This is a genomic window from Labrys sp. E2SS-1L, assembly GCF_057073705.1.
The window spans coordinates 3163769-3187343 of the sequence record NZ_CP172712.1; the positions used below are offsets into that span (position 1 = coordinate 3163769).

Annotated in this window: 23 protein-coding genes; 2 read left to right on the forward strand and 21 right to left on the reverse strand. The window is 63.6% G+C overall.

From position 1 onward, the window contains the following. From ACIGJE_RS14625 to ACIGJE_RS14680, 12 genes are all read right to left on the reverse strand, one after another. Entirely contained in the window at positions 1-924 is a 924-nt protein-coding gene (locus ACIGJE_RS14625; protein ID WP_367626720.1) for an ABC transporter ATP-binding protein, read from the reverse strand. Positions 925-944: 20 nt separating this feature from the next. After that, entirely contained in the window at positions 945-2342 is a 1398-nt protein-coding gene (livM, locus tag ACIGJE_RS14630; protein ID WP_483677800.1) for a high-affinity branched-chain amino acid ABC transporter permease LivM, read from the reverse strand. A 2-nt stretch (positions 2343-2344) separates the two neighbouring features. Continuing rightward, the gene (locus tag ACIGJE_RS14635; RefSeq protein WP_068299287.1) at positions 2345-3298 is read right to left on the reverse strand and encodes a branched-chain amino acid ABC transporter permease; all 954 of its coding nucleotides are present in this window, start codon (positions 3296-3298) and stop codon (positions 2345-2347) included. A gap of 432 nt (positions 3299-3730) precedes the next feature. Next, positions 3731-5347, reverse strand: a complete 1617-nt coding sequence (locus ACIGJE_RS14640) for an NTP transferase domain-containing protein (RefSeq protein WP_483677801.1) — start codon at positions 5345-5347, stop codon at positions 3731-3733. A gap of 10 nt (positions 5348-5357) precedes the next feature. Next, positions 5358-6086 (reverse strand): XdhC family protein, encoded by a 729-nt coding sequence (locus ACIGJE_RS14645; protein ID WP_483677803.1) that lies wholly within the window; start codon positions 6084-6086, stop codon positions 5358-5360. A 39-nt stretch (positions 6087-6125) separates the two neighbouring features. Then, positions 6126-6467: an XdhC family protein gene (locus tag ACIGJE_RS14650; protein ID WP_394309534.1), complete on the reverse strand. Its 342-nt coding sequence runs from the start codon at positions 6465-6467 to the stop codon at positions 6126-6128. A gap of 201 nt (positions 6468-6668) precedes the next feature. After that, complete coding sequence (locus ACIGJE_RS14655) at positions 6669-7898, reverse strand: vWA domain-containing protein (RefSeq protein ID WP_483677804.1); 1230 nt, start codon at positions 7896-7898, stop codon at positions 6669-6671. After that, positions 7891-8808 carry an AAA family ATPase gene (locus tag ACIGJE_RS14660; protein WP_311938810.1) on the reverse strand — a complete coding sequence of 306 codons (918 nt, stop codon included), beginning with the start codon at positions 8806-8808 and terminating at the stop codon, positions 7891-7893. The genes ACIGJE_RS14655 and ACIGJE_RS14660 overlap by 8 nt, the downstream gene beginning before the upstream one ends. 138 nt (positions 8809-8946) lie before the next feature. Beyond that, positions 8947-9528 carry an O-acetyl-ADP-ribose deacetylase gene (locus ACIGJE_RS14665; RefSeq protein WP_483677806.1) on the reverse strand — a complete coding sequence of 194 codons (582 nt, stop codon included), beginning with the start codon at positions 9526-9528 and terminating at the stop codon, positions 8947-8949. A 79-nt stretch (positions 9529-9607) separates the two neighbouring features. Next, a complete protein-coding gene (locus ACIGJE_RS14670; protein ID WP_311938812.1) occupies positions 9608-10405 on the reverse strand; it encodes an FAD binding domain-containing protein in 798 nt (265 codons plus the stop codon). Between the two features lie 123 nt (positions 10406-10528). Beyond that, the gene (locus ACIGJE_RS14675) at positions 10529-12898 is read right to left on the reverse strand and encodes a xanthine dehydrogenase family protein molybdopterin-binding subunit (RefSeq protein ID WP_483677808.1); all 2370 of its coding nucleotides are present in this window, start codon (positions 12896-12898) and stop codon (positions 10529-10531) included. Between the two features lie 247 nt (positions 12899-13145). Next, on the reverse strand, positions 13146-13640 hold the full coding sequence (locus tag ACIGJE_RS14680; RefSeq protein ID WP_311938816.1) for a (2Fe-2S)-binding protein: 495 nt from the start codon (positions 13638-13640) through the stop codon (positions 13146-13148). Positions 13641-14054: 414 nt separating this feature from the next. Between ACIGJE_RS14680 and ACIGJE_RS14685 the strand changes: the two genes are divergently transcribed. Continuing rightward, positions 14055-14657, forward strand: coding sequence for an exopolysaccharide biosynthesis protein (locus tag ACIGJE_RS14685; RefSeq protein WP_105862748.1), 603 nt, complete (start codon positions 14055-14057; stop codon positions 14655-14657). 28 nt (positions 14658-14685) lie between these two features. Here ACIGJE_RS14685 and ACIGJE_RS14690 read toward each other — a convergent pair whose 3' ends face one another. Then, a complete protein-coding gene (locus tag ACIGJE_RS14690) occupies positions 14686-15576 on the reverse strand; it encodes an AraC family transcriptional regulator N-terminal domain-containing protein (RefSeq protein ID WP_311938819.1) in 891 nt (296 codons plus the stop codon). Positions 15577-15710: 134 nt separating this feature from the next. On the opposite strand from ACIGJE_RS14690, the gene ACIGJE_RS14695 reads away from it, so the two are divergent. Then, entirely contained in the window at positions 15711-16466 is a 756-nt protein-coding gene (locus tag ACIGJE_RS14695; protein ID WP_394309524.1) for an SDR family NAD(P)-dependent oxidoreductase, read from the forward strand. 5 nt (positions 16467-16471) lie between these two features. Here the strand turns inward: ACIGJE_RS14695 and ACIGJE_RS14700 are convergent, their stop codons facing one another. The 8 genes from ACIGJE_RS14700 to ACIGJE_RS14735 form a co-directional block, all read right to left on the reverse strand. Beyond that, on the reverse strand, positions 16472-17197 hold the full coding sequence (locus ACIGJE_RS14700) for an MOSC domain-containing protein (RefSeq protein ID WP_483677811.1): 726 nt from the start codon (positions 17195-17197) through the stop codon (positions 16472-16474). Positions 17198-17227: 30 nt separating this feature from the next. After that, positions 17228-17632 (reverse strand): DUF930 domain-containing protein, encoded by a 405-nt coding sequence (locus tag ACIGJE_RS14705; protein WP_311938825.1) that lies wholly within the window; start codon positions 17630-17632, stop codon positions 17228-17230. Between the two features lie 369 nt (positions 17633-18001). Next, the gene (locus ACIGJE_RS14710) at positions 18002-18409 is read right to left on the reverse strand and encodes a DoxX family protein (RefSeq protein WP_311938827.1); all 408 of its coding nucleotides are present in this window, start codon (positions 18407-18409) and stop codon (positions 18002-18004) included. A 188-nt stretch (positions 18410-18597) separates the two neighbouring features. Further along, positions 18598-19365: a proteasome-type protease gene (locus ACIGJE_RS14715; RefSeq protein ID WP_311938829.1), complete on the reverse strand. Its 768-nt coding sequence runs from the start codon at positions 19363-19365 to the stop codon at positions 18598-18600. Positions 19366-19511: 146 nt separating this feature from the next. Then, positions 19512-20324 carry an ABC transporter permease gene (locus ACIGJE_RS14720; protein ID WP_415085734.1) on the reverse strand — a complete coding sequence of 271 codons (813 nt, stop codon included), beginning with the start codon at positions 20322-20324 and terminating at the stop codon, positions 19512-19514. Then, positions 20321-21160 (reverse strand): ABC transporter permease, encoded by an 840-nt coding sequence (locus ACIGJE_RS14725; protein ID WP_367626704.1) that lies wholly within the window; start codon positions 21158-21160, stop codon positions 20321-20323. Before ACIGJE_RS14725 ends, ACIGJE_RS14720 begins: the two co-directional genes overlap by 4 nt. A 61-nt stretch (positions 21161-21221) precedes the next feature. Next, the gene (locus ACIGJE_RS14730) at positions 21222-22337 is read right to left on the reverse strand and encodes an ABC transporter substrate-binding protein (RefSeq protein ID WP_367626703.1); all 1116 of its coding nucleotides are present in this window, start codon (positions 22335-22337) and stop codon (positions 21222-21224) included. A 99-nt stretch (positions 22338-22436) separates the two neighbouring features. Then, positions 22437-23570 carry an ABC transporter ATP-binding protein gene (locus tag ACIGJE_RS14735; protein ID WP_367626702.1) on the reverse strand — a complete coding sequence of 378 codons (1134 nt, stop codon included), beginning with the start codon at positions 23568-23570 and terminating at the stop codon, positions 22437-22439. Positions 23571-23575 lie beyond the last annotated feature (5 nt).

The following is a 23575-nucleotide window of genomic DNA, read 5'->3' on the forward strand; positions in this document are numbered from 1 at the left end:
TCAACTCTCCGTTTCCTCGTCGGTGCCGAGATAGGCGGCGATCACGGCTGGGTCGTTGCGGACCTGCTCGGGTGTGCCGTCCGAGATCTTGGTGCCGTAATTGAGCACCACCACATGGTCCGAAATCTCCATGACCACGGACATGTCATGCTCGATCAGGAGAAGAGAGGTGTCGTGATCGCTGCGGATCGTGCGCAGCAGCTTGTTGAGATCGAGGCTTTCCCTCGGATTGAGGCCGGCGGCCGGTTCGTCCAGGCAAAGCAGCACCGGCTCGGTGCACATGGCGCGCGCGATCTCCAGGCGGCGCTGGTCGCCATAGGGAAGGCTGCCGGCCGGATCGTCGGCTCGGGCCATCAGGCCGGTCTTGTCGAGCCAGTATTTCGCCTTCTCGATCGCAGCCTTCTCGGCATGGCTGTAGGTGGGCAGGCCGAGAATACCGAAGACGGAGAAGCCCGACGCGCGCATCAGGTGGACATGCTGGGCGACCAGCAGGTTCTCCAGCACCGTCATGCCCGCGAAGAGGCGGATGTTCTGGAAGGTTCTGGCGACCTTGGCCTGGCGGGAGACCATGAAGTCGGGCATGCGCTCGAGCAGATAGAGCGTGTCCTGGCCATGGCTGAGCTTTTGCTGGGTGGTGGCGGTCAGGGCATCGAATTCGCCCCAGGCCGCCACTGAACCGTGACGCAGGCCGATCCGGCCTTCCGTCGGCTTGTAGAAGCCGGTGATGCAGTTGAACACCGTGGTCTTGCCGGCGCCATTGGGGCCGATCAGGGCGGTAATGTCGCCCCGGCCGCAATTGAAGGAGACGGCGTTGACGGCGGTGAGGCCTCCGAACCGCATGGTCAGCTTCTCGACCTTGAGGATCGGATCGCTGTGCCAGTGCTGTTCGGGATGGGCGTGCGAGGCGAGGGCGGGATCGATCATGTCGTTGTTCTCGGGCGCGCTCATCCGTGACCTTCCTGTACGAGGGCGCCAGAGACGATCTTGCGTTCCTTCAGATAGACGGTGGGAGCACGGTTGGAGATGAGACCGCGCGGCTTCCACAGCATCATCGAGACCATGGCGAGGCCGAAGATCATGGGGCGATACTGGCTCGGGTCGAAGTCGGGCCCGAAGATCCACTTCATGAAGGTGAGCTCACGCAGGATTTCCGAACCGCCAACCAGCAGGATCGCGGCCACGACCACGCCGAGAAGACTGCCCGAACCGCCGAGCACGACGATGGCGAGCACCATCACCGATTCCTGGAACACGAAGCTCTCGGGATTGATGAAGCCCTGCTTGGCCGCGAAGAAGGCGCCGGCGAGACCGCCGAACAGGGCGCCGCTGGCAAAGGCTGCGAGCTTGGTGGTGGTGGTGTTGATGCCGAGCGAGCGGCAGGCGATCTCGTTCTCGCGCAGCGCCTCCCAGGCGCGGCCAACCGGCAGCCTGCGCATGCGGCTGGTGATGTAGGCTGTCATCACCGCGAGAATGAGGATGACATAGTAGAAGAAGATCTTGCCGTGGATCGGCGAGAAGGCGAGGTCGAAGGTCTTGGCAAAACCATTCGGGCCGGCGGTGAAGGGGATGCCGAAGAAGGTAGGCGGCTTGATCGAGGTGATGCCGTCATTGCCGTGGGTGAAGGACTTCCAGTTCACCAGCACGCTGCGGATGATTTCACCGAAGGCAAGTGTGACGAGAGCAAGATAGTCGCCGCGCAGGCGCAGCACGGGAAAGCCGAGAATGATGCCCCAGAGAGCGGCGAGGAAACCCGCGATCGGCAGGCATTCCCAGAAGGTCATACCGTAATAGACGGACAGGAGCGCGTAGGAATAGGCGCCGACTGCGTAGAAGGCGACATAGCCCAGGTCCAGCAGGCCGGCCATGCCGACCACGATGTTCAATCCCCAGCCCAGCATGATGTAGATCAGGATCTGGATGCCGTAGCTGTCGATCCACTTCAGCGAGCCCTTGTCGCCGAGGGTGCCCAGCATGACAAGCGGGAAGACGATGGCGAGCCCGGCCCCAAACGCCATCACCCAGGGCGACATGCCGATGCGGGTCATCGATTGGGCGAATTTGGAGGGGCTCTTGTGTTCGGAGCGTCGGGGGCGCAGCAACACGTACAGGCGGACCAGCACGATGATGCCGACGAGGACCGCGGTGGTGATCAGGCCGCCGAAGCGTTTGCCGAAAGCGAAATCGGGGTTGAGGAAATTCAGGCGGAAGCTGTTGCTCGCCTGGTCCGAATAGGTCGTCAGTCCCACCACCGGCAGGAACATGCAGGTGGAGACCACAGCCCAGAAGATGAGATCCTTGAACAACTCGGCCGATGAAATGCGCGCGGTATCGGATTCGGCCATGATCACACCTTCTCCACTTCGGGGCGTCCCAACAGGCCTTGCGGCATGAAGATCAGCGTGATGGCGAGCACCGAGAACACTGCGACGTCGCGATAGGCGGCGACATCACCGTCGAAGGACCCTTCCCAAAGTTTTTCGATCAGGCCGATCAGCATGCCGCCCAGCACGGCGCCGGGCAGGGAGCCGATGCCGCCCAGCACCGCGGCGGTGAAGGCCTTGACCCCGGGCACGAAGCCGTCACGAAAGTTCACGGAACCATAGAGCACCAGGAACATCAGGCCGGCGACGGCAGCCAGGGCGGCACCCATGATGAAGGTGATGGAAATGGTGCGGTCGACGTCGACGCCGAGCAAGGCGGCCATCTTGCGGTCTTGCTCGCAGGCGCGCTGGGCGCGGCCGAGCGAGGTCCGGGAAACGATGTACCAGAAGATTGCCAGCAGCACCGCCGTGGTGACGAAGATCAGGATGGCCTTGAGCGAGAGCGAGGCGTCCATGGCGCGTCCGTCCGAGGTGACCTCCGACCAGATCTGATATTTCGCGCTGAGGGCAGCGTCCACGGCGTGGGGGATCGCCTTGGATTCGGCGCCCTGGCTGACCTGTACGAAATTGGACAGGGCCATGGAGACGCCGATGGCGGAGATCAGCGGAGCGAGGCGGAAGGATCCACGCAGCGGGCGGTAGGCGATGCGCTCGATGGCCCAGTTCCAGATACTGGTGAGGACCATGCCGATTGCCATGACCACCAGCAAGGCCACGATGACCGACGAAAGTCCGAGCAAGGTTACCAGGATCACGAAACAGATGAATGCGATGATCGCGGAGAGCATGAACAGATCGCCGTGAGCGAAGTTCACCATGCCGATGATGCCGAACACCATCGTGTAACCCACGGCGATAAGACCATATAGCGATCCTACCGCCAGCCCGTTGATGAGCTGCTGTAAAAACTCTGCCATCGTCTACAAACTTTCCCCTCTGTCGACGCCGTCCTTGCTTCTCCTGGTCTCCCTTTGGCGGGATTTTTGCCTAAGAGACAGGCAGTCATTCGACGATTTCCTGTCATAGCAAGCGCTTTGCAAACTGACAATCACCGCGATGGTCTCGAAAGCGAAGTTTCTGGAAATCACGAAATATTTATGCAGCCCGACGAATTTTTTAGCGTCGGCTGGCGTTAGAAGCGTCAATTTTGCACCAGTAACGCCCAAAAAACGATTTAGCGGCTGAATGGCTCCAGTCGTGCAGACGTGTAACGGCTGTTAGATTTCGTCTAGATCCACACAAAAATTTCGATGGCCATACTATCCTTCATCAGGGGAAAGAATATTGCTGAATAATTGCGCACACCCCTTGCGCGCGAATGTTGCGGCGGCGGGGCGAGCAACAAAATGTCAGGTCGGGAGTTGTCGCAATTGCGCGAGCGCCTCCCTTGTGTCCACGTCGAAGCTTGCGGCGCTCGAAGAGACGGGAATCTCGACCACCGCATCGCCGTTGGCCTTGAGGATCTGCCGGCCTCCGGCGTCGCCCTCGATGGCCTGCAATTCGTCGAAGAATCGCCGTGCCCAGATCACGGGATTGCCGCGCTGCCTCTCGGTGACGGGAAGCACGATGAGGGCGCCTTTGTCCGGTTCGAAGGCCGATATCAGCCGATCGAGCAGGGCGGCATCCACCAGCGGCATGTCGCCCAGCGCGATCAGGGCAGCGTCGCATTCGGCGGGCAGGGCCGCGATGCCGGCGCGCACGGAAGTGGAGAGGCCTTCGGCGAAGTCCGGATTGTGCACGAAGGAGACAGCCAGTCCGGCCAGGGCATCGCGAACCTCGGCCTGCTGATGGCCGGTGACCACCGTGACCGAACCCGCCTTGCTGGCAAGCGCCGCTTCCACGGCATGACGGACCAGCGGCTTGCCGGCATAATCCTCCAGGAGCTTGTTCGACCCGCCCATGCGCGTAGAGCGGCCGGCAGCCAGGACGATGGCCGCGACGTGAGGAGGGCTCTCGCCCGTCTTCCCGGCCGCTGCGCGCGGCTGGGGACGGCTGACGATCTCCATCAGCAGGCCGCCGACGCCGAGGCCGACGATATCGGCGCGGGTGACCGGCAGGCCGGCCAGCAGGCGGTGCAGGATCCAGTCGAAGCCGTTCTCCTTGGGTGAGCGCGCGCAGCCCGGCGCGCCCAGCACCGACATGGCGCCGGAACGCCCCAGCAGCAGGAGATTGCCTGGATCGACCGGCATGCCGAAATGTTCGACCGTGCCGCCCGATATTTCGATGGCTGCGGGAATGACGTCGCGCCTGTCGGCAATGGCCGAAGCGCCGAAGATGATGGTGAGGTCGGCCTGAGCTGCCTTGGCTTGATCGAGGGCAAGCGCCAGCGCCGGGGCCTGATGCGGCACCCTTTCGTCGAGGACTAGCCTGGCCTCGGCAGGAGCCAGGCGCTCTTTCAGGACCTGCAGGGTGCGGGCGATCACGCTCTCCTTGAGGCCGGGAAGCACGGTCGAGATCGCAGCGACCTTGAGGGGCCGGAAGGGAGCGATCCGGATGATCGGGGCACCCAGGCTCGCAAGCGCGCGCTCGAAGGTCGGCGCCTCGACTGCAAAGGGGATGATCTTGACGGTTGCGATCATTTCGCCGGCCTTGACGGGATCGAAGGCAGGGAGGGTCGCGAAGGTGATGCTTTCGTCGATGGCGTTGACCCGATCGACGCCGTCACGGTCGATCACCAGCACGCCGGCCTGCTCGGCGAACAGATTGGCCCTGCCGGTGAAGGGCTCGGCCACGCGCACGCCTTCACCTCCCAATCTGATGGCAATGCGCTCGGCGGCGATATCCTCGCCGACATCGCCGGGATCGAGCCTGGCGATGACGATGGACTCGACCCTTTCGCGGCGCAGCGCCTCGATTTCGGCTGGCCCGATATGCGTGCCCTTCTTGAGGACAAGCCCCCCCTTGCGGATCGAATGGACAGCAACGCCGCCCTGGGCCTGGTCTATGGAAATCTCGCCGAAAAACATGGAAACACAGTCACTTATAACAGGGTTTTGACAGGACAGGCGACCTGGGTTGCCTCTCGCCACTCTCCAGTCGAAGCGCGGCAGTAATCTCTGCCATGATCGAGACGGCGATCTCGGCCGGGCTGATAGCGCCGATGTCGAGGCCGATGGGCGCCCGGATACGCGCCAGCGCGGCCTCGCCGACACCGGCCTCGCACAACCGCTCGATGCGGCGCGCATGCGTCCTGCGCGAGCCCAGCGCCCCCACATAGAAGCACTCGCGTTCAAGCGCATGTATCAGCGCCCCATCATCGATCTTCGGGTCGTGGGTGAGGGCGACGAAGGCGGTGTAACGGTCGATGCCGAGGGGCGGCAAGGCGATATCGGGCCATTCGGCGAACAGTTTGACGTCGGGAAAGCGCTCTGGCGTGGCAAAGGCGGTACGCGGATCGACGATAACAGGATCCTGGCCGACGAGGCGGGCCAGGGGGACCAGCGCCTGGCTGATATGGACGGCGCCGATCATCACCAGGCGTACCGGCGGCACGTGGACGGTGATGAAATGGCGCCTGCCATCCTGCTCGACTGTGGCGGAGCGACCCTGCCGCAATTGCTGCGACAGCACGGAGGCCAGCGGATCGGCCGGGATCGCGCTTTCCTCGACCAGGCGTTCCTCGCCGGTCTCGAGATCGGTGACGAGAAGAACGGCCTTGCGGGCGGCTTTGGCCTGGTTGAGGGCCTGGAGGGTGGCAAGTTTCATGGCGGAGCCTGCGACAAATATTGCGAAGGAAAGCGGCCTTCAGTCCAGTTTCTCGACATAGACCCGGATGGTGCCGCCGCAGGACAGGCCGACCTTCCAGGCGGTCTCGTCGGCGACCCCGAACTCGATCAGGCGCGGCTTACCCTCTTGAATAACATCGAGTGCTTCGGTGACCACGGCGCCTTCCACGCAACCGCCGGAAACGGAGCCGAGAAAATTGCCGTCCTCGTCGATCACCAGGTTCGAGCCCGTCGGGCGCGGCGCCGAGCCCCAGGTCTCCACCACGGTGGCGATGGCGACCCCTTTGCCCTGTTCGCGCCATTGCTGGGCACTGGCGAGGATGTCGGTGTCGGAAGCGAAATTGCTGGTGGTATCACTCATCGAAATTGTTCCTTGAGACGGGCCTTTCAGCCGCAATACAGTTCACTCGAGCGCCCTGGTGTCTGCATGACCTTTGTTATTGCCGGGCTTGACCCGGCCATCCAGAAGCCCCCGCGCTGCGGGGCCCAGGCCTGGATTGCCGGGTCAAGCCCGGCAATGACAATTCGGAGTGTTTCCTCCTTACGTCAGCTACAGGGCCCGTCAACCAACGCGTTTCAACCAGCTCCTGGGATCGGCGGCGGCGTCGGCTCTGCGGTCGAGGGCTTTGACCAGGTCGCCCATGCTCTTGAGATTGTGAATGGTCCTGAATTCGTCAACATGCGGCAGCATGGCCTTGATGCCGGCCGCGCGCGCTTCGAAGGCGTCGAAGCGCAGCAGGGGATTGAGCCAGATCAGGCGGCGGCAGGAACGATGCACGCGGTCGAGTTCCTTGGCGAGGCCGGGATCGACCTGACGCTCCAGCCCATCGGTGATCAGCAGCACCGTGGCGCCCTGGCCGAGCACGCGGCGCGACCAGTCCTTGTTGAAGCGCTCCAGACAATGGGCGATGCGAGTGCCGCCATCCCAATCCTTGACGGCTCTGGAAGCATGTTCGAGGGCTTCGTCGGGATCGCGCGTTCTCAGCGAACGCGTGATGTTGGTCAGCCGCGTCGCGAACACGAAGGCATGCACGCGCCGGCCCTTTTCCGAGATCGCATGCAGGAAATGCAGAAACAGGCGGGAATAGTCCGCCATCGATCCGGATATGTCGCAAAGCGCCACGAGGGGCGGGTGCTTCTCGCCGGCCTGCCGATAGGCGATGGATACGAGATCGCCGCCGCTGCGCATGGCGGCTCTGAGCGTCCTTCTGAGGTCGATGACCTCGCTGCCTCGGGGCCTGAGGCGGCGTGTCGGGACATTGTCGAAAGGCAGGCGCAGCCCTGCCATTTCCTTCTTGGCGGCAGCGATCTCCTCCGCGGTCATCTGGGCGAAGTCCCGCTCCTTGAGGATCTCGCGCTCCGACATGGTCAGGCGCGCGTCGAACTCGACGAGCTTCTTCTCCTCCACCTCGCGCGGCGGCTCCTTGTAGAAGGCATCGTTGACGCGCTGCGCGCCGGCCTTGGGCTTGGGCGGTTCCTTCATCGCCACCGCCTGGGGGGACATCATGGCGATGAGTTTTTCGGTGAGGGCGCGCTGGCGCCAGAACAATTCGAAGGCTTGGCGAAAGAGCAGCGATTGTTCGTGCCGCGTCACGAAGACGCTGTGCAGTGTCCAGTAGAAATCCTGCTTGCCGCCGAGACCGGCTGTCTCCACCGCCCGGATGGCATCGAGCACGCTGGCCGGGCCGACCGGCAGGCCGGCGTCGCGCAGGAGGCGGCCGAAATAGGCGATGTTGTCGGCAAGCCTGCCGATCTCGGGGGGCGCTGTTTCGGCAGGCGCGATGTCAGGCATGGGCCTGCGCCCCGGCCTTGACGCTGTCGATCAGCCTTTTGGCCTGGCTGCCGGAGAGGCGGGCAATGTCGTCCTGATATTTCAAGAGCACGCCGAGCGTGTCGGAGACGAGCGCGGGATCGAGCGCCACGGCATCGAGCTCGGTCAGGGCGGTGGCCCAGTCCAGCATCTCGGCGACGCCCGGCGCCTTGAACAGGTCCTCCCGGCGCAGCGCCTGCACGAAGCCGATCAGCTCGCGCGACAGCTTGGCAGGCACATGCGGCACCTTGCGGCGCAGGATCTCGAGTTCGTTCTCGGCGCTGGGGTAATCGACCCAGTGATAGAGGCAGCGCCGCTTTAGGGCATCATGGATCTCGCGGGTGCGGTTGGAGGTGATCACGACGATGGGCGGCGCTTCCGCCTTGACCGTGCCGAATTCGGGAATGGTGACCTGGAAATCCGAAAGAACCTCGAGGAGATAGGCTTCGAAGGCCTCGTCGGTGCGGTCGAGTTCGTCGATCAGCAGGATCGGCGCACCACCGGCCTGGGGGCGTACCGCTTCCAGGATGGGCCGGGCGATCAGGAAGCGTTCGGAGAAGAGATCGGAACCGAGGCTGGCGCGGTCGACATTGCCGCCGGCCTCGGCCAGGCGGATCTCGATCATCTGCGCCATGGTGTTCCATTCATACACCGCCGAGGCGATGTCGAGGCCTTCATAGCATTGCAGGCGGATCAGGGAGCGGCCCAGCGTCGCAGACAGCACCTTGGCGATCTCGGTCTTGCCGACGCCCGCTTCCCCTTCCAGGAAAAGCGGGCGGCCCATGCGCAAGGCGAGGAACAAGACGGTGGCAAGGTCGCGCCCGGCTACATAGTCGGCCTTGGCGAGTAGGGCGGCTGTTGCGTCGATGGAGGCGGGAAGGGAGGCAGGCAAGGCAAACTCCTGAAATCTGCCGGCACTATAGGACGAGTCCCTGCCAAGCGGAATTTCTCGATGGGGCCCATGAATGGGCAATGTCGAAAAACTCCGCAAGTCTTTGAGATCCTGCAGAGTTATCCTGATCGGGCCCGATCAGAAGGGGGCGAGGCCAGCATCGACGAAGGCCTGGCGGTAATGGGTGGCCGTGCCCGCATCGAAACAGCAGAACACGACGAGTGACGGGGGCGCCGACAGCAGCGGCAAGGTATCGATGACGGTCGCGACGGCGATCGTGGCCGCTTCGTCCGCCGGGTAACGGTAGATCCCGGTGGAAATGGCCGGAAAGGCGATCGAGGCAATGGCATTGGCCGCGGCGACTTCGAGGCTGCGCCGATAGCAGGAGGCGAGCTTGTCGGCCTCTCCCTGGGCGCCGCCAATGAAGACCGGGCCAACGGTATGGATGACATGACGGGCCCGCAGCCGGTATCCCCCGGTAATCTTGGCATCGCCCACCTTGCAACCGTTCAGCGTACAGCACTCCGCCACCAGCTCCGGCCCGGCGGCACGGTGGATGGCTCCATCAACGCCGCCACCGCCGAGCAGGGAGGTATTGGCGGCGTTGACGATGGCCTCCACCCCCAGCGTGGTGATGTTGGCGACGAGGACCGTCAAGCGGGTCTTGGCCAAATCGGTGGAGAATTCGGCTTCGGGCATGGTTCCTGAAGATGCGGGCATGCGCGCGCTTTCGGTCGGTGCAGGAGACGGGAGCGCAAATGAGGGCCGCGCTCCCGGGGAGCAAAACGCTTTGGGTCGGTCACTTGGCGGCTGCGACGGCTCTCTTGGTCAGCACGCCGATCAGGTGGGCGCGGTAGTCGGCGCTGGCGTGGATGTCGCCGTTGAGCCCCTTGGACGAGAGGCTCACCCCGTCGAGCGATTTGGCATGGAAGCGCGACGACAGCGCTTCTTCGGCCTTGGTGTGGCGGAACACGCCATCGGAGCCGGCGCCGGTGACCGCGACGCGCACCGAACTTCCCTTCTTGGCCACGAACACCCCGACCAGGGCGTAGCGCGAAGCCGGATTGGGGAATTTCTGATAGGCTGCCTTGGCCGGAATGGGGAAGGAGATCTTGGTGATGATCTCGCCTTCCTCCAGCGCGGTATCGAACAGGCCGGTGAAATATTCGTCGGCCGGGATCTTGCGCTTGTTGGTGATGATCGTGGCGTTGAGGGCGAGGGCCGCCGCCGGATAATCGGCGGCCGGATCGTTGTTGGCGAGCGAGCCGCCGATGGTGCCGCGCGAACGTACCGCCGGATCGCCGATCATGCCGGCGAGAGCGGCGAGAGCCGGGATGGCTTCGCCGACCGTGGCGCTCGCAGCCACGTCGCCATGCGGCGTGGTGGCGCCGATGACGAGATTGCGGCCCTTCACCTCGATACCGCTGAGGCCCTCGATCTTGGTGAGGTCGATCAGGGTGGTGGGGCTGGCGAGGCGCTGCTTCATGGTCGGCAGCAAGGTGTGCCCGCCGGCGAGCAGTTTGGCGTCTTCCGCCTTGGCGAGGGCGGCGACGGCCCCGCGCACGGAGGTTGGGCGCTGATAGGTGAACGGATACATGGGAGGCTCCCAGGGTTGAAGTGGGGGGCGGGTCTTCAGACCCGCCTGATTCTCGTGGCTTGGAGGTTCCTGGCGGGTCCCGCTCCATCGGCGTGCCGACGGAGCTGAGAAGACCCGCCCCCGTTATTCCGCTGCCTTCTTGCCCTTGGCGGCGCGCTGCACGGCGTTCCACACCACCTGGGGCGAAGCCGGCATGGCGATGTCTTCCAGGCCGATGGCATCAGTGATGGCGTTCATCACCGCGGGCGGTGCCGCGATCGCGCCCGCCTCGCCGCAGCCCTTGATGCCGAGCGGGTTGGAGGGGCAGGTGGTCTTGGTCATGCCGACATTGAAGGAAGGCAGGTCGTCCGCGCGCGGCATGCAATAGTCCATGAAGGAGGCGGTCAGGAGCTGGCCGTCCTTGTCGTAGACCGCACCCTCGAGCAGGGCCTGGCCGACGCCCTGGGCGATGCCGCCATGCACCTGACCCTCGACGATCATCGGGTTGATCAGTTCGCCGAAATCGTCCACCGCCGTCCAGCGCGCGATGGTGGTGACGCCGGTGTCGGGATCGATCTCGACTTCGCAGATATGCACGCCCGCCGGGAAGGTGAAATTGGTGGGATCGTAGAACGCGCCTTCCTTGAGGCCGGGTTCAAGGTCCTGGCCCGAGAATTTGTGGGCGATATAGGCCTGCAGAGCCACTTCGCCGAAAGCCAGGCCCTTGTCGGTGCCGGCCACCGAGAAGCGCCCATCCTTGAACTCGATGTCGCCTTCGGAGGCCTCCAGCACATAGGAGGCGACCTTCTTGCCCTTGGCGATGACCTTGTCGACCGCCTTGACGATGGCCGACATGCCGACCGCGCCGGAACGCGAACCGTAGGTGCCCATGCCGAACTGCACCTTGTCGGTATCGCCATGCACGACGGCGACCGAGTCGATGGGGATGCCGAGCCGGTCGGACACCAACTGCGCGAAGGTGGTCTCATGGCCCTGGCCATGGCTGTGCGAGCCCGTCAGGACCTCGACCGTGCCGATCGGATTGACGCGGATCTCCGCCGATTCCCACAGGCCGACGCCAGCGCCGAGCGAGCCCACCGCCTGGGAGGGCGCGATGCCGCATGCCTCGATATAGGCCGAATAGCCCAGGCCCCTGAGCTTGCCGGCCCGCTCGGAGGCGCGGCGGCGGGCGCCGAAGCCCTTGACGTCGTGCAACTCCATCGCCTTGTCGAGCGAGGCATTATAGTCGCCGGCGTCATAGGTCATGATCACCGGGGTCTGGTGCGGGAAGGACTTCACGAAGTTCTTCTTGCGGAACTTGGCCGGATCGAGGCCAAGTTCACGCGCCGCCACCTCGACAAGGCGCTCGACCACGAAGGTCGCCTCCGGCCGTCCGGCGCCGCGATAGGCGTCGACCGGGGCGGTGTTGGTGTAGACGCCGTCGACCTCGGCATAGATCGCCGGGATGTCGTATTGGCCCGACAGCAGCGGCGCATAGAGATAGGTCGGCACGCTGGAGGAGAAGGTCGAGAGATAGGCGCCGAGATTGGCGATGGTGTGGACGCGCAGGCCGGTGATCTTGTTGTTGGCGTCGATGGCGAGTTCGGCGCGGGTGACGTGATCGCGGCCATGGGCGTCGGCGAGGAAGGCCTCGGTACGGTCGCCGGTCCATTTCACCGGGCGTCCAATGCGCTTGGCAGCCCACACGCACACCGTCTCTTCGGCATAGATGAAGATCTTGGAACCGAAGCCGCCGCCGACATCGGGGGCGATCACGCGCAGCTTGTGCTCGGGTGCGATGCCGATGAAGGCAGACAGCACCAGGCGGGCGACATGCGGGTTCTGCGAGGTGGTATAAAGAGTATAGGCCTCGGTACCGGAATCGTAGTCGCCGACGGCGGCACGCGGTTCGATGGCGTTGGGCACCAGGCGGTTGTTGAGGATGTCGAGCTTGGTGATGTGCTTGGCTGCCTTGAAGGCGGCGTCGGAGGCCGTCTTGTCGCCGAGATGCCATTGGAACACGGTGTTGTTCTCGGCCTCGGCATGGACCTGGGGCGCGTCCTTGGCCTGGGTCTTGGCGGTATCGACGCTGGCCGGCAGCGGCTCATAGGTGACGTTGATGGCCTCGGCACCGTCCTTGGCCTGCGCCAGGGTTTCGGCAAGCACCACGGCGACATGGTCGCCGACATAGCGCACCTTGCCCTGGGCCAGCGCCGGATGGGCGCCGGCCTTCATCGGCGAGCCGTCCTTGGAGTGGATCATCCAGCCGCAGATCAAGCCGCCGATCTTGTCCTGCGCCAAATCCTCGCCGGTGAGGATCTCGATGACACCCGGCAGCTTGCGGGCTTGGCTGATGTCGATCGACTTGATCGCCGCATGTGCATGCGGCGAGCGCAGGAAATAGGCATGGGCCTGGCCCGGGCGATTGATGTCGCCGGTATAATTGCCCTTGCCGGTGATGAACCGGAAGTCCTCCTTGCGGCGCACTGGTGCGCCCACGCCCGTGGCGTTCATGACGTTCTCTCCCCTGGAGCAGCGCGCGTTCAGGCGTGAACGCTTGTTTGCTCCAATTCGCTGTTTCGACGCGTTTTGCGGTCTGGCCCGATTTCCTCGGGTCGCAAAACGCCATGGGATTGGAATAATCCCCGGCAAACAAAGGCTTCGCCGAGAGAGTCGATGAAATGATCGAGGTCCGGAGCGTCGATCGACGGCATTTTGGGCTGCCGCGAACAGTTGGGTGACGCAGTCCGGGAGAGAACGTTTATTCGGCCGCCTGCAGCGTCTGGCCTTCGGTCATGGCCTTGGCTCCTGCCGCCACCGCCTTGACGATGTTGTGGTAGCCCGTGCAGCGGCAGATATTGCCTTCCAGCTCATGGCGGATGGTGGCCTCGTCGAGATCGCCGCCGAGTCGGTCGACCATGGCGACCGAGGTCATGATCATGCCCGGCGTGCAGAAGCCGCATTGCAGGCCATGATTGTCGCGGAAGGCTTCCTGCATCGGATGGAGCTGGCCGTTGTTGGCGAGGCCCTCGATGGTGGTCACCGAGCCGCCGCTGGCCTGGACGGCGAGGGTGGTGCAGGATTTGACGGCCTTGCCGTCGATATGCACCACGCAGGCACCACATTGGCTGGTATCGCAGCCGACATGGGTGCCGGTAAGCCTGAGGTGCTCGCGCAGAAATTCGACAAGTAAAGTACGTGGGTCAATATCAGCCGTAATTTCCCGTCCATTGACGAGAAGCGAAACGGAAGCCATGGGGTCCTCCAACCGGTTCGCGATCTGTTGTCCCCTCTGCGTTCGCCACCATTCATTTGGTGGTCTGAACCAAGGACTCTCATGAAGCAGATCGGAATGATTCCAGTCTGGACCCCCGTTTTTCGGTGGTCAAGTGACAAGCTCGAAAAGTTGAGGGTCGTTTTTGCGGGGTTTTTCGCGATTTTTGCGATTTTTCGAACAAGGTCGGCAAAGGGCGCCTGCGACAAGACAGCACGAGTGCGGGGTCTTGCAATGCAGCATGGAATGCTGTGCTGCAAAGGGAACTATGCGGCAAAAGCACAACACCCATCCGCAAATGCCGCGCCCCGTTTAGCGTTCGCTCGCACAATCATCTCGAAATTGTCGCAGAGTCCCACTATAAGCCCGGCAAGGATCCCACGAGTCAGCCTAATTTTGGAACCGCGTAACCCCAGAACATCCGAACTCCTTGCGGCGATTGCCTCGGCGGAAGGAGAGGAGCGCATTTATTTCGGCGACCTGACGGCCGCCATGCGCAACCGCGCCTTCGGTATTCTGTTCTTGCTCTTCGGCATACCCAACTGCCTGCCGATGCCGCCGGGCATTCCGGTGATCTGCGGCATCATCGTCGCCCTGATCGCGGCGCAGATGGTGATGGGGCGCGACAATCTCTGGCTGCCGCAATTCCTGGCCAAACGCAGCTTCGCCCGCAAGGATCTGCAGCGTATCGTCACCAAGGCGGAGCCCTGGATCCAGTGGGTCGAGCGTTTTGCCAAGCCGCGCCTGCATCTGTTCGCCGACGCGCGGTCCCGGCGGATCGTTGGCATCGTCGCCCTGGTGCTGGGCCTTGCCCTGCTGCTGCCGATCCCCATCATCGGCAACATCCCGCTCGGCATTCCCATCTGCATCCTCGGCCTCGGCCTGGTCGAGCGCGATGGCGCCGTCATCCTGGCTGGCTATATCGCTACCAGCGTGGGCCTGTTGATCACGGCCGGGCTCGGCTATCTCATCTTCCAGGGCGCGCTGGCCATCTTCTGAGGCGCGCCGGCGACAGTCCCGTCGATATTCAGGCGGCCGTTCGAGCGCGTTCCCTTGCTGCCTTGGTGTCGCGAACCGGCGGCAGGCCGAACAACCGGCCATATTCGCGAGTGAATTGGGAAACGCTCTCATAGCCGACCGAGAATGCCGCCCCGCTCGCGCCCATACCCTCGGCTTGCATCAATCGCCTGGCCTCGATCAGGCGCAGCTGCTTTTGGAATTGCAGGGGAGAGAGCGAGGTTATCGACCTGAAATGCTGGTGAAATGAGGAGGAACTCATGCCGGCAGCCGCGGCCAAGCGCTCGACCGGCAAGGGCTGCATGAATTCGGCCCTCAGTATAGCGACGGCACGTGCGATGCGCTGTGCGTGGCCATCGGGCCAGCCCAGTCGTCGTATTGCCGTACCGTGACGGCCGGCCAACAGCCAGTAATGCATCTCACGCACGAGTTGGGCTTGCAGCACCGGCACCGAAGCCGGTCGATCGAGCAAATGCATCAACCGTAGTGCCACGTCGGCGACCTCAGCATCGGTGGGCTGGACGCGTACCGGGGCATGGTCGGCTCCGCCAAAGGCATTCATCTGCGCAGCCAGATCGGCTATCACGGCAGCGTCCAGCTCCAGCACCAGCGACAGATAGGGAGCCATGGCGCTGGCGTGGGTGATCTGGCTCACGGTCGGCACATCCGCGGTGATCAGCAGGGAATCGCCAGCCGCGAAGTCGAAAGCCTGCATGCCCATGGTGACATGCTTGCTTCCCTGCAGCACAAGGCAGGCGAGGGGGCGGGAGATGGCATGAACCAGGCCGCTGGGCGCCGTCGCCCGCACGGTGGTGAGACCCGGAATCGGCGTGGCCGCGATACCATTCGAGTCGGCGTGGACTTGGGCATGGCGGCGAATGGCTTCAAGCAGGGCGGTCATGGTGACAGCCTACTCGCTTCGCGTCCGTCCTGCATGCCTCTTGGAGGATTAGGCAAGAAACATCGAGATTCCAGCAACACCGAAGGCAGGTTTGGCCCGATATCGGAGGCCGTCACACCAACGGAGTTTGCCCGATGACCAGGATTTCACTCGTAACCGGGGCCAGTCGCGGTCTTGGTCGCAGCACCGCCCTCAATATTGCCCGCCTTGGCGGCGATGTCATCCTCACCTATCGCAGCCGGAGCGAGGATGCCGAGGCGGTCGTCGCTGAAATCCGGGCCATGGGCCGGAAGGCGATCGCCTTTCAACTCGATACAGGTGACGTCGCAGCCTTTGCCGCCTTCACCGAAAGGGTGCGGGCAACGCTGCACGACACGTGGTCGCGGGGGACATTCGATCATCTGGTGAACAATGCTGGCCATGGCGACTACGCCCTGATCGGCCAGACGACCGAGGCGCAGTTCGATGCCCTGGTCAACGTCCATTTCAAGGGCGTTCTCTTCCTCACCCAGGCCCTGCTGCCGCTGATGGCGGATGGCGGTCGCATCGTCAATCTATCTTCCGGCCTGACACGCGTGTCTTATCCAGGCTATGCAGCCTATGCCGCGGCCAAGGGGGCCGTGGAGGTTCTGTCGACCTATCTGGCCAAGGAACTGGGTGAAAGGCGGATTGCGGTCAATACCGTGGCGCCGGGCGCGATCGAGACCGACTTCGGCGGTGGTGCCGTTCGCGACGATCCCAGTATCAACAAGATCTTTGCGCAGATGACCGCGCTTGGGCGAGCCGGAGTGGCCGAGGACATCGGGCCGATGATCGCGAGCCTCTTGTCGGACGCCAATCGCTGGGTCAACGCCCAGCGGATCGAGGTCTCGGGCGGCCAAGCCATCTGAGCCGCTCAATCGCTGAAACGGATGCCGTCGCCCAGGCCGATCGTTCCCGGTTGCTCGACGGTGCCGTAAATGCCGATCTGGTTGGCGAACTGACGTGCGACTGTCTTCATGATCGCGGGAGTGCGCTGGGCCGTCTGTGGATCGAGGGTGATCATCACGCAGCGCTCGATCGGCCGGTCGGTACGCAGACGGACCTCCCGGTTGCCGACGGTGACCCTTTTGTCGAGCCAATCCCGTTCCCAGCTCTCGGCATCCGCGGGTTCTATCAGAAGATTGATGCGGAAGCGTTGCAGATCGATATCGCCGCCATGGGCCTGCGCCAGGCGGCCGGCCGTCGTCGTGCTCACCAGAGAGATGACGGCGCTGTCGAAATGGCCTCGGCCGAGCTGCATCAGGTGCACGGGCTCGCCAGCCGCCTCGCTCAATTCCCGGCACAAGGCGGGATCGTCGATGTCGTATTCGCCGCCCTTGGGGGAGTGCACGACCAGCGTCGAGGTTTTGGGATCCTCCAGCTTGAGGTAACGGGCGCGGTAGAGCAGGAGATCGGGCAGATCCCGGCCGGTGAGGTAGGGAAAGCGGCCGCGATCATTGGTTTTCACGAAGGCATATTGCCGGTCACCCGCCAGGCCGTTCCAGCGCAGTTCCACCGTGTCCAGGATGTCGCTGCCCATGGATTTGACCGGAAAACGCTGGATCCGACGAATGACGCCGATCAAACCGTTTTTGCCCATGCCCGTTCGCCTATCCGGGGTTGAAGGGGATCAGTGGATGGAGAGGCCGTGGGAATCCCATTCGTCGCGCGGGACGGCTTCGCCGACCCTGTATTCCAGCGATATCACCTTCATGCGATCGGGCGTCGCCTCGCAGGTAAAGGAATATTGATACCAGATCCCGCCGCTGCGGAAGGCGCCGCCGTCGCCCTTGAGCGTGTCGCCCGTCACATGCGGATCGCCCAGCGCATAGGCGATCACGCTGTCGGGCTTGTAGGGGCGGGATTCGTGGCGCAGCCTTTCCATCAACTCGATGTCGCAGGCCTGCTGAAACCGGTCGGCCGGGGCCAGTTTGGCGAGGCCGGCCTCGGTCCGGCCGGGCTTGACGTTCTGGCGTGCTGAGGCGGGTGTCAGGGCAAGGGCGATCAGGGCGATCGAAAGCAGCGTCGATTTCATTCCATCCAGTCCAGGCAGAAGCGAACCCGGGCCGGATCGCGTGAGCGACCGGCACAGGCCCGGTATTGGCCATGATCCCCACCACGCGCCGCACGATCGGGTGGAAGCCCCCCGGGAAATCGCGCGGCGTCTGGAAATGAGGAGCCCGAACAAAGGCGTTTGACAACCGCGCTTATTGCTCCGGGCGACAGGCCCCGATGGCCGGGGCAGTCATCTCCATGGTGGGGAGGATCGGCCCGGGAAGAGATGGGTCTGGTTTCAAACCCAGGTCGACCCTGTGCCGATTCAGGGAGCGCAACCTAGCGCCTCATCCTCATCTTGTCGATCCATGGCGGATCTGGGCACCCGGGCGATGGGTGTGGTTCGATTCTACCGCTTGCGTGCCGCGTCCACGCTGATCGATCCCGGGCCGGCGAAAACGAAATAGAGGAAGAGGAAGCAGTAGAGGATGGCGGCGTCGCCGCCGTTCAGGGCCGGGAAGAAGGATTTCGGCGCGTGGAACATGAAATAGGCCACGGCCATCTGCCCGGAAAGGATGAAGGCGACGGGGCGGGTGAACAGGCCGATCACGATCAGCAGGCCGCCAAAGGCCTCAAGTATGCCGCCGAACCACATCAGGCCGAAGACGGGGATCTCGCGGTCGGGCGGGAGCGCCGGAAAGCCGAACAGCTTCTGGGTGCCGTGTGCCAGGAAGATCAGGCCGGCGACGATGCGTACGAGGGAAAGAATGGTCGGCGCATAGGCCTGGAGGGTCGATTGCGTCGAGGATTGCGACATGCTGCTCCGTCCGTGGTCGCTGAGGGGAACGCAGCCTTAGGTTAGTCAGACACGACTTTCCAGCCCGTGCGGCCGGTTCGGCGATCACGAACCATCACGTTCTTGTTTAACGTCATTCCAGATTTGGCGGATTTTCCGGGGCGTTCCGGCGGCCTGCTCCAGCAAGGCACGCGCCGATCCGCTCCGGTTCAGGGCGTGTCGAGCACGCCCGTCTTGCCGATGATATAGGGTGGCCTGGGAATGGCGATGTGGGCGGCCCGCAAGGCCGCCGACCAGCGCTCGCGCAGATCGTGGAAATAGGGCTCGCCCGGCTCGATGCGATGGCTGATTTCGGATTTGAGCGCGTCCCGCCGCACGGTGAGGATGTCGATCGGCATGCCGACGCCGAGATTGGAGCGCATGGTGGAGTCCATCGAGATCAGGCCGACCTTGAGGGCGTCCGGCATTTCCGTCTCGTAGTTCACCGCGCGGTCGAGGATCGGCTTGCCATATTTGTGCTCGCCGATCTGCAGATAGGGGGTATCGGCCGTCACCTCGATGAAATTGCCTGCCGAATAGATCATGAAGAGCCGCATCTTGCCGCCCTTGATCTGCCCACCGAACAGGAAGGCCACGTCGAAGCGGCTGTTGTGCTCCTCCAGGCTGCGCCCATCGGTAGCGTAGACCTGGCGAATGGCCCGGCCGATCAGCTGGGCGGCCTTGAACATGCTGGGCATGCTCATCAGCGTATCGACGGCGCCGGTATCGGGATTTTCCAGGCCCTCCTGGATATGGTCCAGCACGGCCTGGCTCACCGAGAGGTTGCCGGAGGTGCACACCGCCAGGACGCGTTCGCCCGGCTCTTCGAACACATGCAGCTTGCGGAATGTCGCGATGTTGTCGATGCCGGCATTGGTGCGCGTATCCGCGATCATCACCAGGCCCTCGCGAACCGAAATCCCGACGCAATAGGTCATCGACTGAACTCCCAAGCCGCCTGTCGGCGGTGCCCCCCAAGCAAGCCTGAACCCTCAGGCTGCCACGCCCTTCCCATAGAGCAAGATTCGTTTGCCGCCTACGGGCGCAAGGCCGGTCGGGAGAGCGGCAAAAAGCGGCAGGGGACCTAATGCTTCGGCGCCGAGCGCAGGCTCGAATAGACCATGCGGATGATCAGCACCAGCGTGGTCAGCACGATCAGGATGACGGAGATCGAGGCGATCGCCGGATCGATGTTGTCGCGCACCCCGCTCCACATCAGCCGGGGCAGGGTGATCGCATTCACGCTGGTGATGAAGAGGGTGACGCCGATTTCCTCCCAGGACAGCACGAAGGACAGCATCGCCGCGGTCAGCAGGCCGAACTTGATGTTAGGCAGGATGATCCGGGTGGCGCGCTGCCAGACGCTGGCGCCCATGCCGCGGGCGGCGAGATCGATGCGGCGGTCGACCTGGCTGAGCGAGACCATGATCAGCACCACGCAGAAGGGGACGATCATCACCACATGGGCGAGGACCACGCCGAGCCAGGTGTCGAAGCCGACGAGGGAGCTGACCTGGGACAGGCCGGTGAGCAGGAAATAGAGCGTCATCGCCGAGACGACCGGCGGCACGATCATCGGCAGCAGCACGAAGCCGACGAGGGCGGCGCCGAAGCGGGGACGAAACATCCAGATGCCGACGCAGAACAGGGTCGCCAGCGTGGTGGCGAGAGCGCTCGAAACCACGCCGATGCGGATGCTGAGCAGGATGGAATTCGCCCAGTCCGGATTGGTGAACAGGGTACGGTAATGGGTCAGGGCGTAGTTGCCGTTGGGCATGGAGAGGTAGCGGGCTGCCGTGAACGACACCGGCACCACGGCCAATAGCGGCAGCAGCAGGAAGACGGCGACGAGGGCCGCCGCGGTGAGGGCGATCAGGCCGGGGCGATGCGATGTCATTTGGACACTCCCGTATCGCCGAGGCGGGCATAGCGAAACAGCAGGGCCATCAGCGCTGCCACGATCACCACCAGCGTGACGCTGATCGCCGCGCCGAGGCCCCAATCCGGGCTCTGGAACATGCGCAGATAGATGAGTTCGGCCACCATCACGCTGCGGCCGCCGCCGAGAATGGCGGGTGTGACGAAGAAGCCGAGGGCGAACACAAAGACGATGAGCGTGGCCCCGATGATGCCGGAAAAGGTCATCGGCACGAAGACCTTCCAGAAGATGCGCAGCGGACCGGCACCCATGCCGCGAGCGGCCAGAAAGACGCGTTCGTCCAGGCTCCGCATGGCCGAGGCCAGCGGAAACACGGCGAAGGGAATGAGAAAATGCGTCATGCCGATGATGACGCCGAACTCGTTGCGCACCAGCGTCAGCGGCTCCGAGATGAAGCCGAGACTCTGGAGCCAGCTGTTGACCAGGCCGCGATTGGAGAGCAGCGCCAGCCAGCCGAAGGCGCGGGTCAGCACCGAGATCCAGAAGGGGATCAGGATGCACAATTCCGCCAGGCGCTGCTGTAGCGGCGTGCCACGCACCCAGACATAGGCGATCATATAGGCGGCGATGACGGTGATCACCGTCACCATGGCGCAGATGCGGAAGGTACGCAGGAAGACCGAGAGCACCAGCGGGTCGCCGGCAAGCCTTTGATATTGCGTCAATCCGGGTTCGGGCAGCGTGATGCTCCACTGGGCCACGCCGAGGAAGGGAATGAGATAGACCAGCGTCAGGAACGCCAGCAACGGCCCTGCCAGAACCAGGAATGAAAGTGAAGACAAGGGCTTGCGCATCAAAGCTCTCGCATGTCTTCACTGCCCGGACTTGGAGGCCGCCCGGGCAGTGGATGAAAGGTCAGGCCGAGATGATCTTGGTGTAGGCGTCCAGCGCGGCGCCGTAATTTTCGGCATACCAGTTCATGTCGAGCGCGATTTGCTTGCTCATATTGGCGGGATCGACCGGATTGAGGCGCTTCTGGTCGGCGGGGATGAGGGCATCGGTGGCCGGATTGGCGGGGCCCTGTCCGAGCATGTCGAACATCACCAGCTGCTTCTTGGGATCCTGCGCGCTGGCGATGAACTTCATCGCATTGTCCTTGCCGCCGGGATTGTTCTTGATCACCGCCATGGCGCCGGGCGAGATCAGACCCTGATCCCAGATGAACTTGATCTGGCCGCCCGAATCCTTCTCCAGCACCGAGGCGCGCGTGGACCAGATCAGCGCCATCGAGGCATCGCCATTCAACAACACCTGCTGGCTTTCGGCGCCGCCACCCCAATAGGACACCACATTGTCCTTGAAGGCAGCGAGCTTGTCGTGGGCGCGCTTGAGATCGAGCGGATAGAGCTTCTCCGGCGCCACGCCGTCACCGAGCAGCAGCGCCTCCCACATGCCGGCGCCCCATTTGTAGAGCGAACGCTTGCCGGGGAACTTCTCCACATTGAAGAAATCGGCCATGCCGGTCGGCGGCTTGTCGCCGAATTTGGAGGCGTCATAGGCAATGACATAAGAGAAGAAATAGGTCGAGGAGGCATGTTCCCAGCCAAAGCCAGGCCGGAACTTCGACTTGTCGACCACCTTGTAGTCGATCGGCTCGAGCATGCCCTGCTTGCCCAGGGAGATGGCGGAGAACGGGTCGGCGTCCACGATGTCCCAGGTCGGCTTGCCGCTCTTGAACTGCGCGGTGATGCCGCCTTCGGTCGGGCCGGTGCCGTCTTCCTTCACGGTGATGCCGGTTTCCTGCTGGAAGGGCTGGCCATAGGCGGCGTCATAGGCCTTGATGGCATCGCCACCCCAGTTGACGAGGACGAGCTGGCCGCCATCGGCGCGGGCCGGGCCGGTGCGCAGGGCAAAGGGAGCGCCGGCGAGGACCATGGCGGCGAGCTGGGCAAAACGCCGGCGGCTGATCTGGCCGGCTTCGACCTTCGAGGCGAGGATTTCGAGACAGTCTTTCTGGAAGGCTTCATTCATAGCCGATGTTCCCCTGTTGGGTATGCGAAGGCGGATGGTGAGAATTTCGTTATAATTATTTGTTTTTTACAGTGTTTTATTGCAGGAGAAGCAGTTGCTTTACGCATCTTCCGGCAACAGGAATCCCTTGCTCTTGGGCCAGGTGAGCCAAAGGTCCGGCCCGTTTGCCAAGGCCTCCGCTGCGCGATCCGTCGGCAGCGTCAGGCTCACCGGCGTGCCGCTCTTGGTGGTCAGGGACAGTTTGGTGGCCGAGCCGAGATAGGTCGAGGCCGTCACGGTGCCGGCCAGGCAGTTGAGGGATTCTACCTGCGGCCTGGCCGAGACATCCATATGCTCGGGGCGGATCGCCAGGATGCCAGTCTTACCGATATGGCTCTGGGACGGCACGTCGAGCAGGGCTCCGTCGCAGGAGCCGCGGGCGTTGCCGGCTTCCCGCTGGACGTCGTGCAGCGGCAGGAGATTGATGTCGCCGAGGAATTCCGAGACGAAACGGTTGGTCGGCTTCTCATAGACCTCCTGCGGCGTGCCGACCTGCAGGAGCTGGCCCTGGTTGAAGATCGCTACATGCGATGACAGCGCCATTGCCTCGCTCTGGTCGTGCGTGACGAAGATGAAGGTGGTGCCGAGCTCTTCATGCAGGCGCTTGACCTCGTCCTGCATGGAGTTGCGCATGTTCTTGTCGAGAGCCGAAAAGGGCTCGTCGAGCAGGAGCACGGGCGGCTCGAATACCAGAGCCCTCGCCAGGGCCACGCGCTGCTGCTGGCCGCCGGAGAGTTTGGCAGGAAGCTTGTGGCCATGACCGGACAGGCCGACACGCGCCACCATCTCGCCGACGCGCCGACGGATCTCGTCGCCGGGCACCTTGCGGATATGCAGGGGGAAGGCGATGTTCTGTTCCACCGTCATATGCGGGAACAGCGCATAGCCCTGGAACACCATGCCGAAGGCGCGTTCTTCGGCGGAAAGCGTGGTGATATCGGTGCCGTCGCGAGTGAGGCGGCCGACCGTCGGCTTTTCGAAGCCGGCGAGGATCATCAGGAAGGTGGTCTTGCCGGAGCCCGAGGGGCCGAGCAGGGTGAGGAATTCGCCGCGGGCAATGGTAAGGGAAACGCCCTTGAGCGCCTCGAACTTGCCGAATGTCTTGCCGATGCCTTCGGCCCGGATCTCGGCAGCGTGTTCGATGCCCGAATGACCGGCTGCTTTGCCGGGCGCTACCCCGCCGTTTTGCGCCATGCATG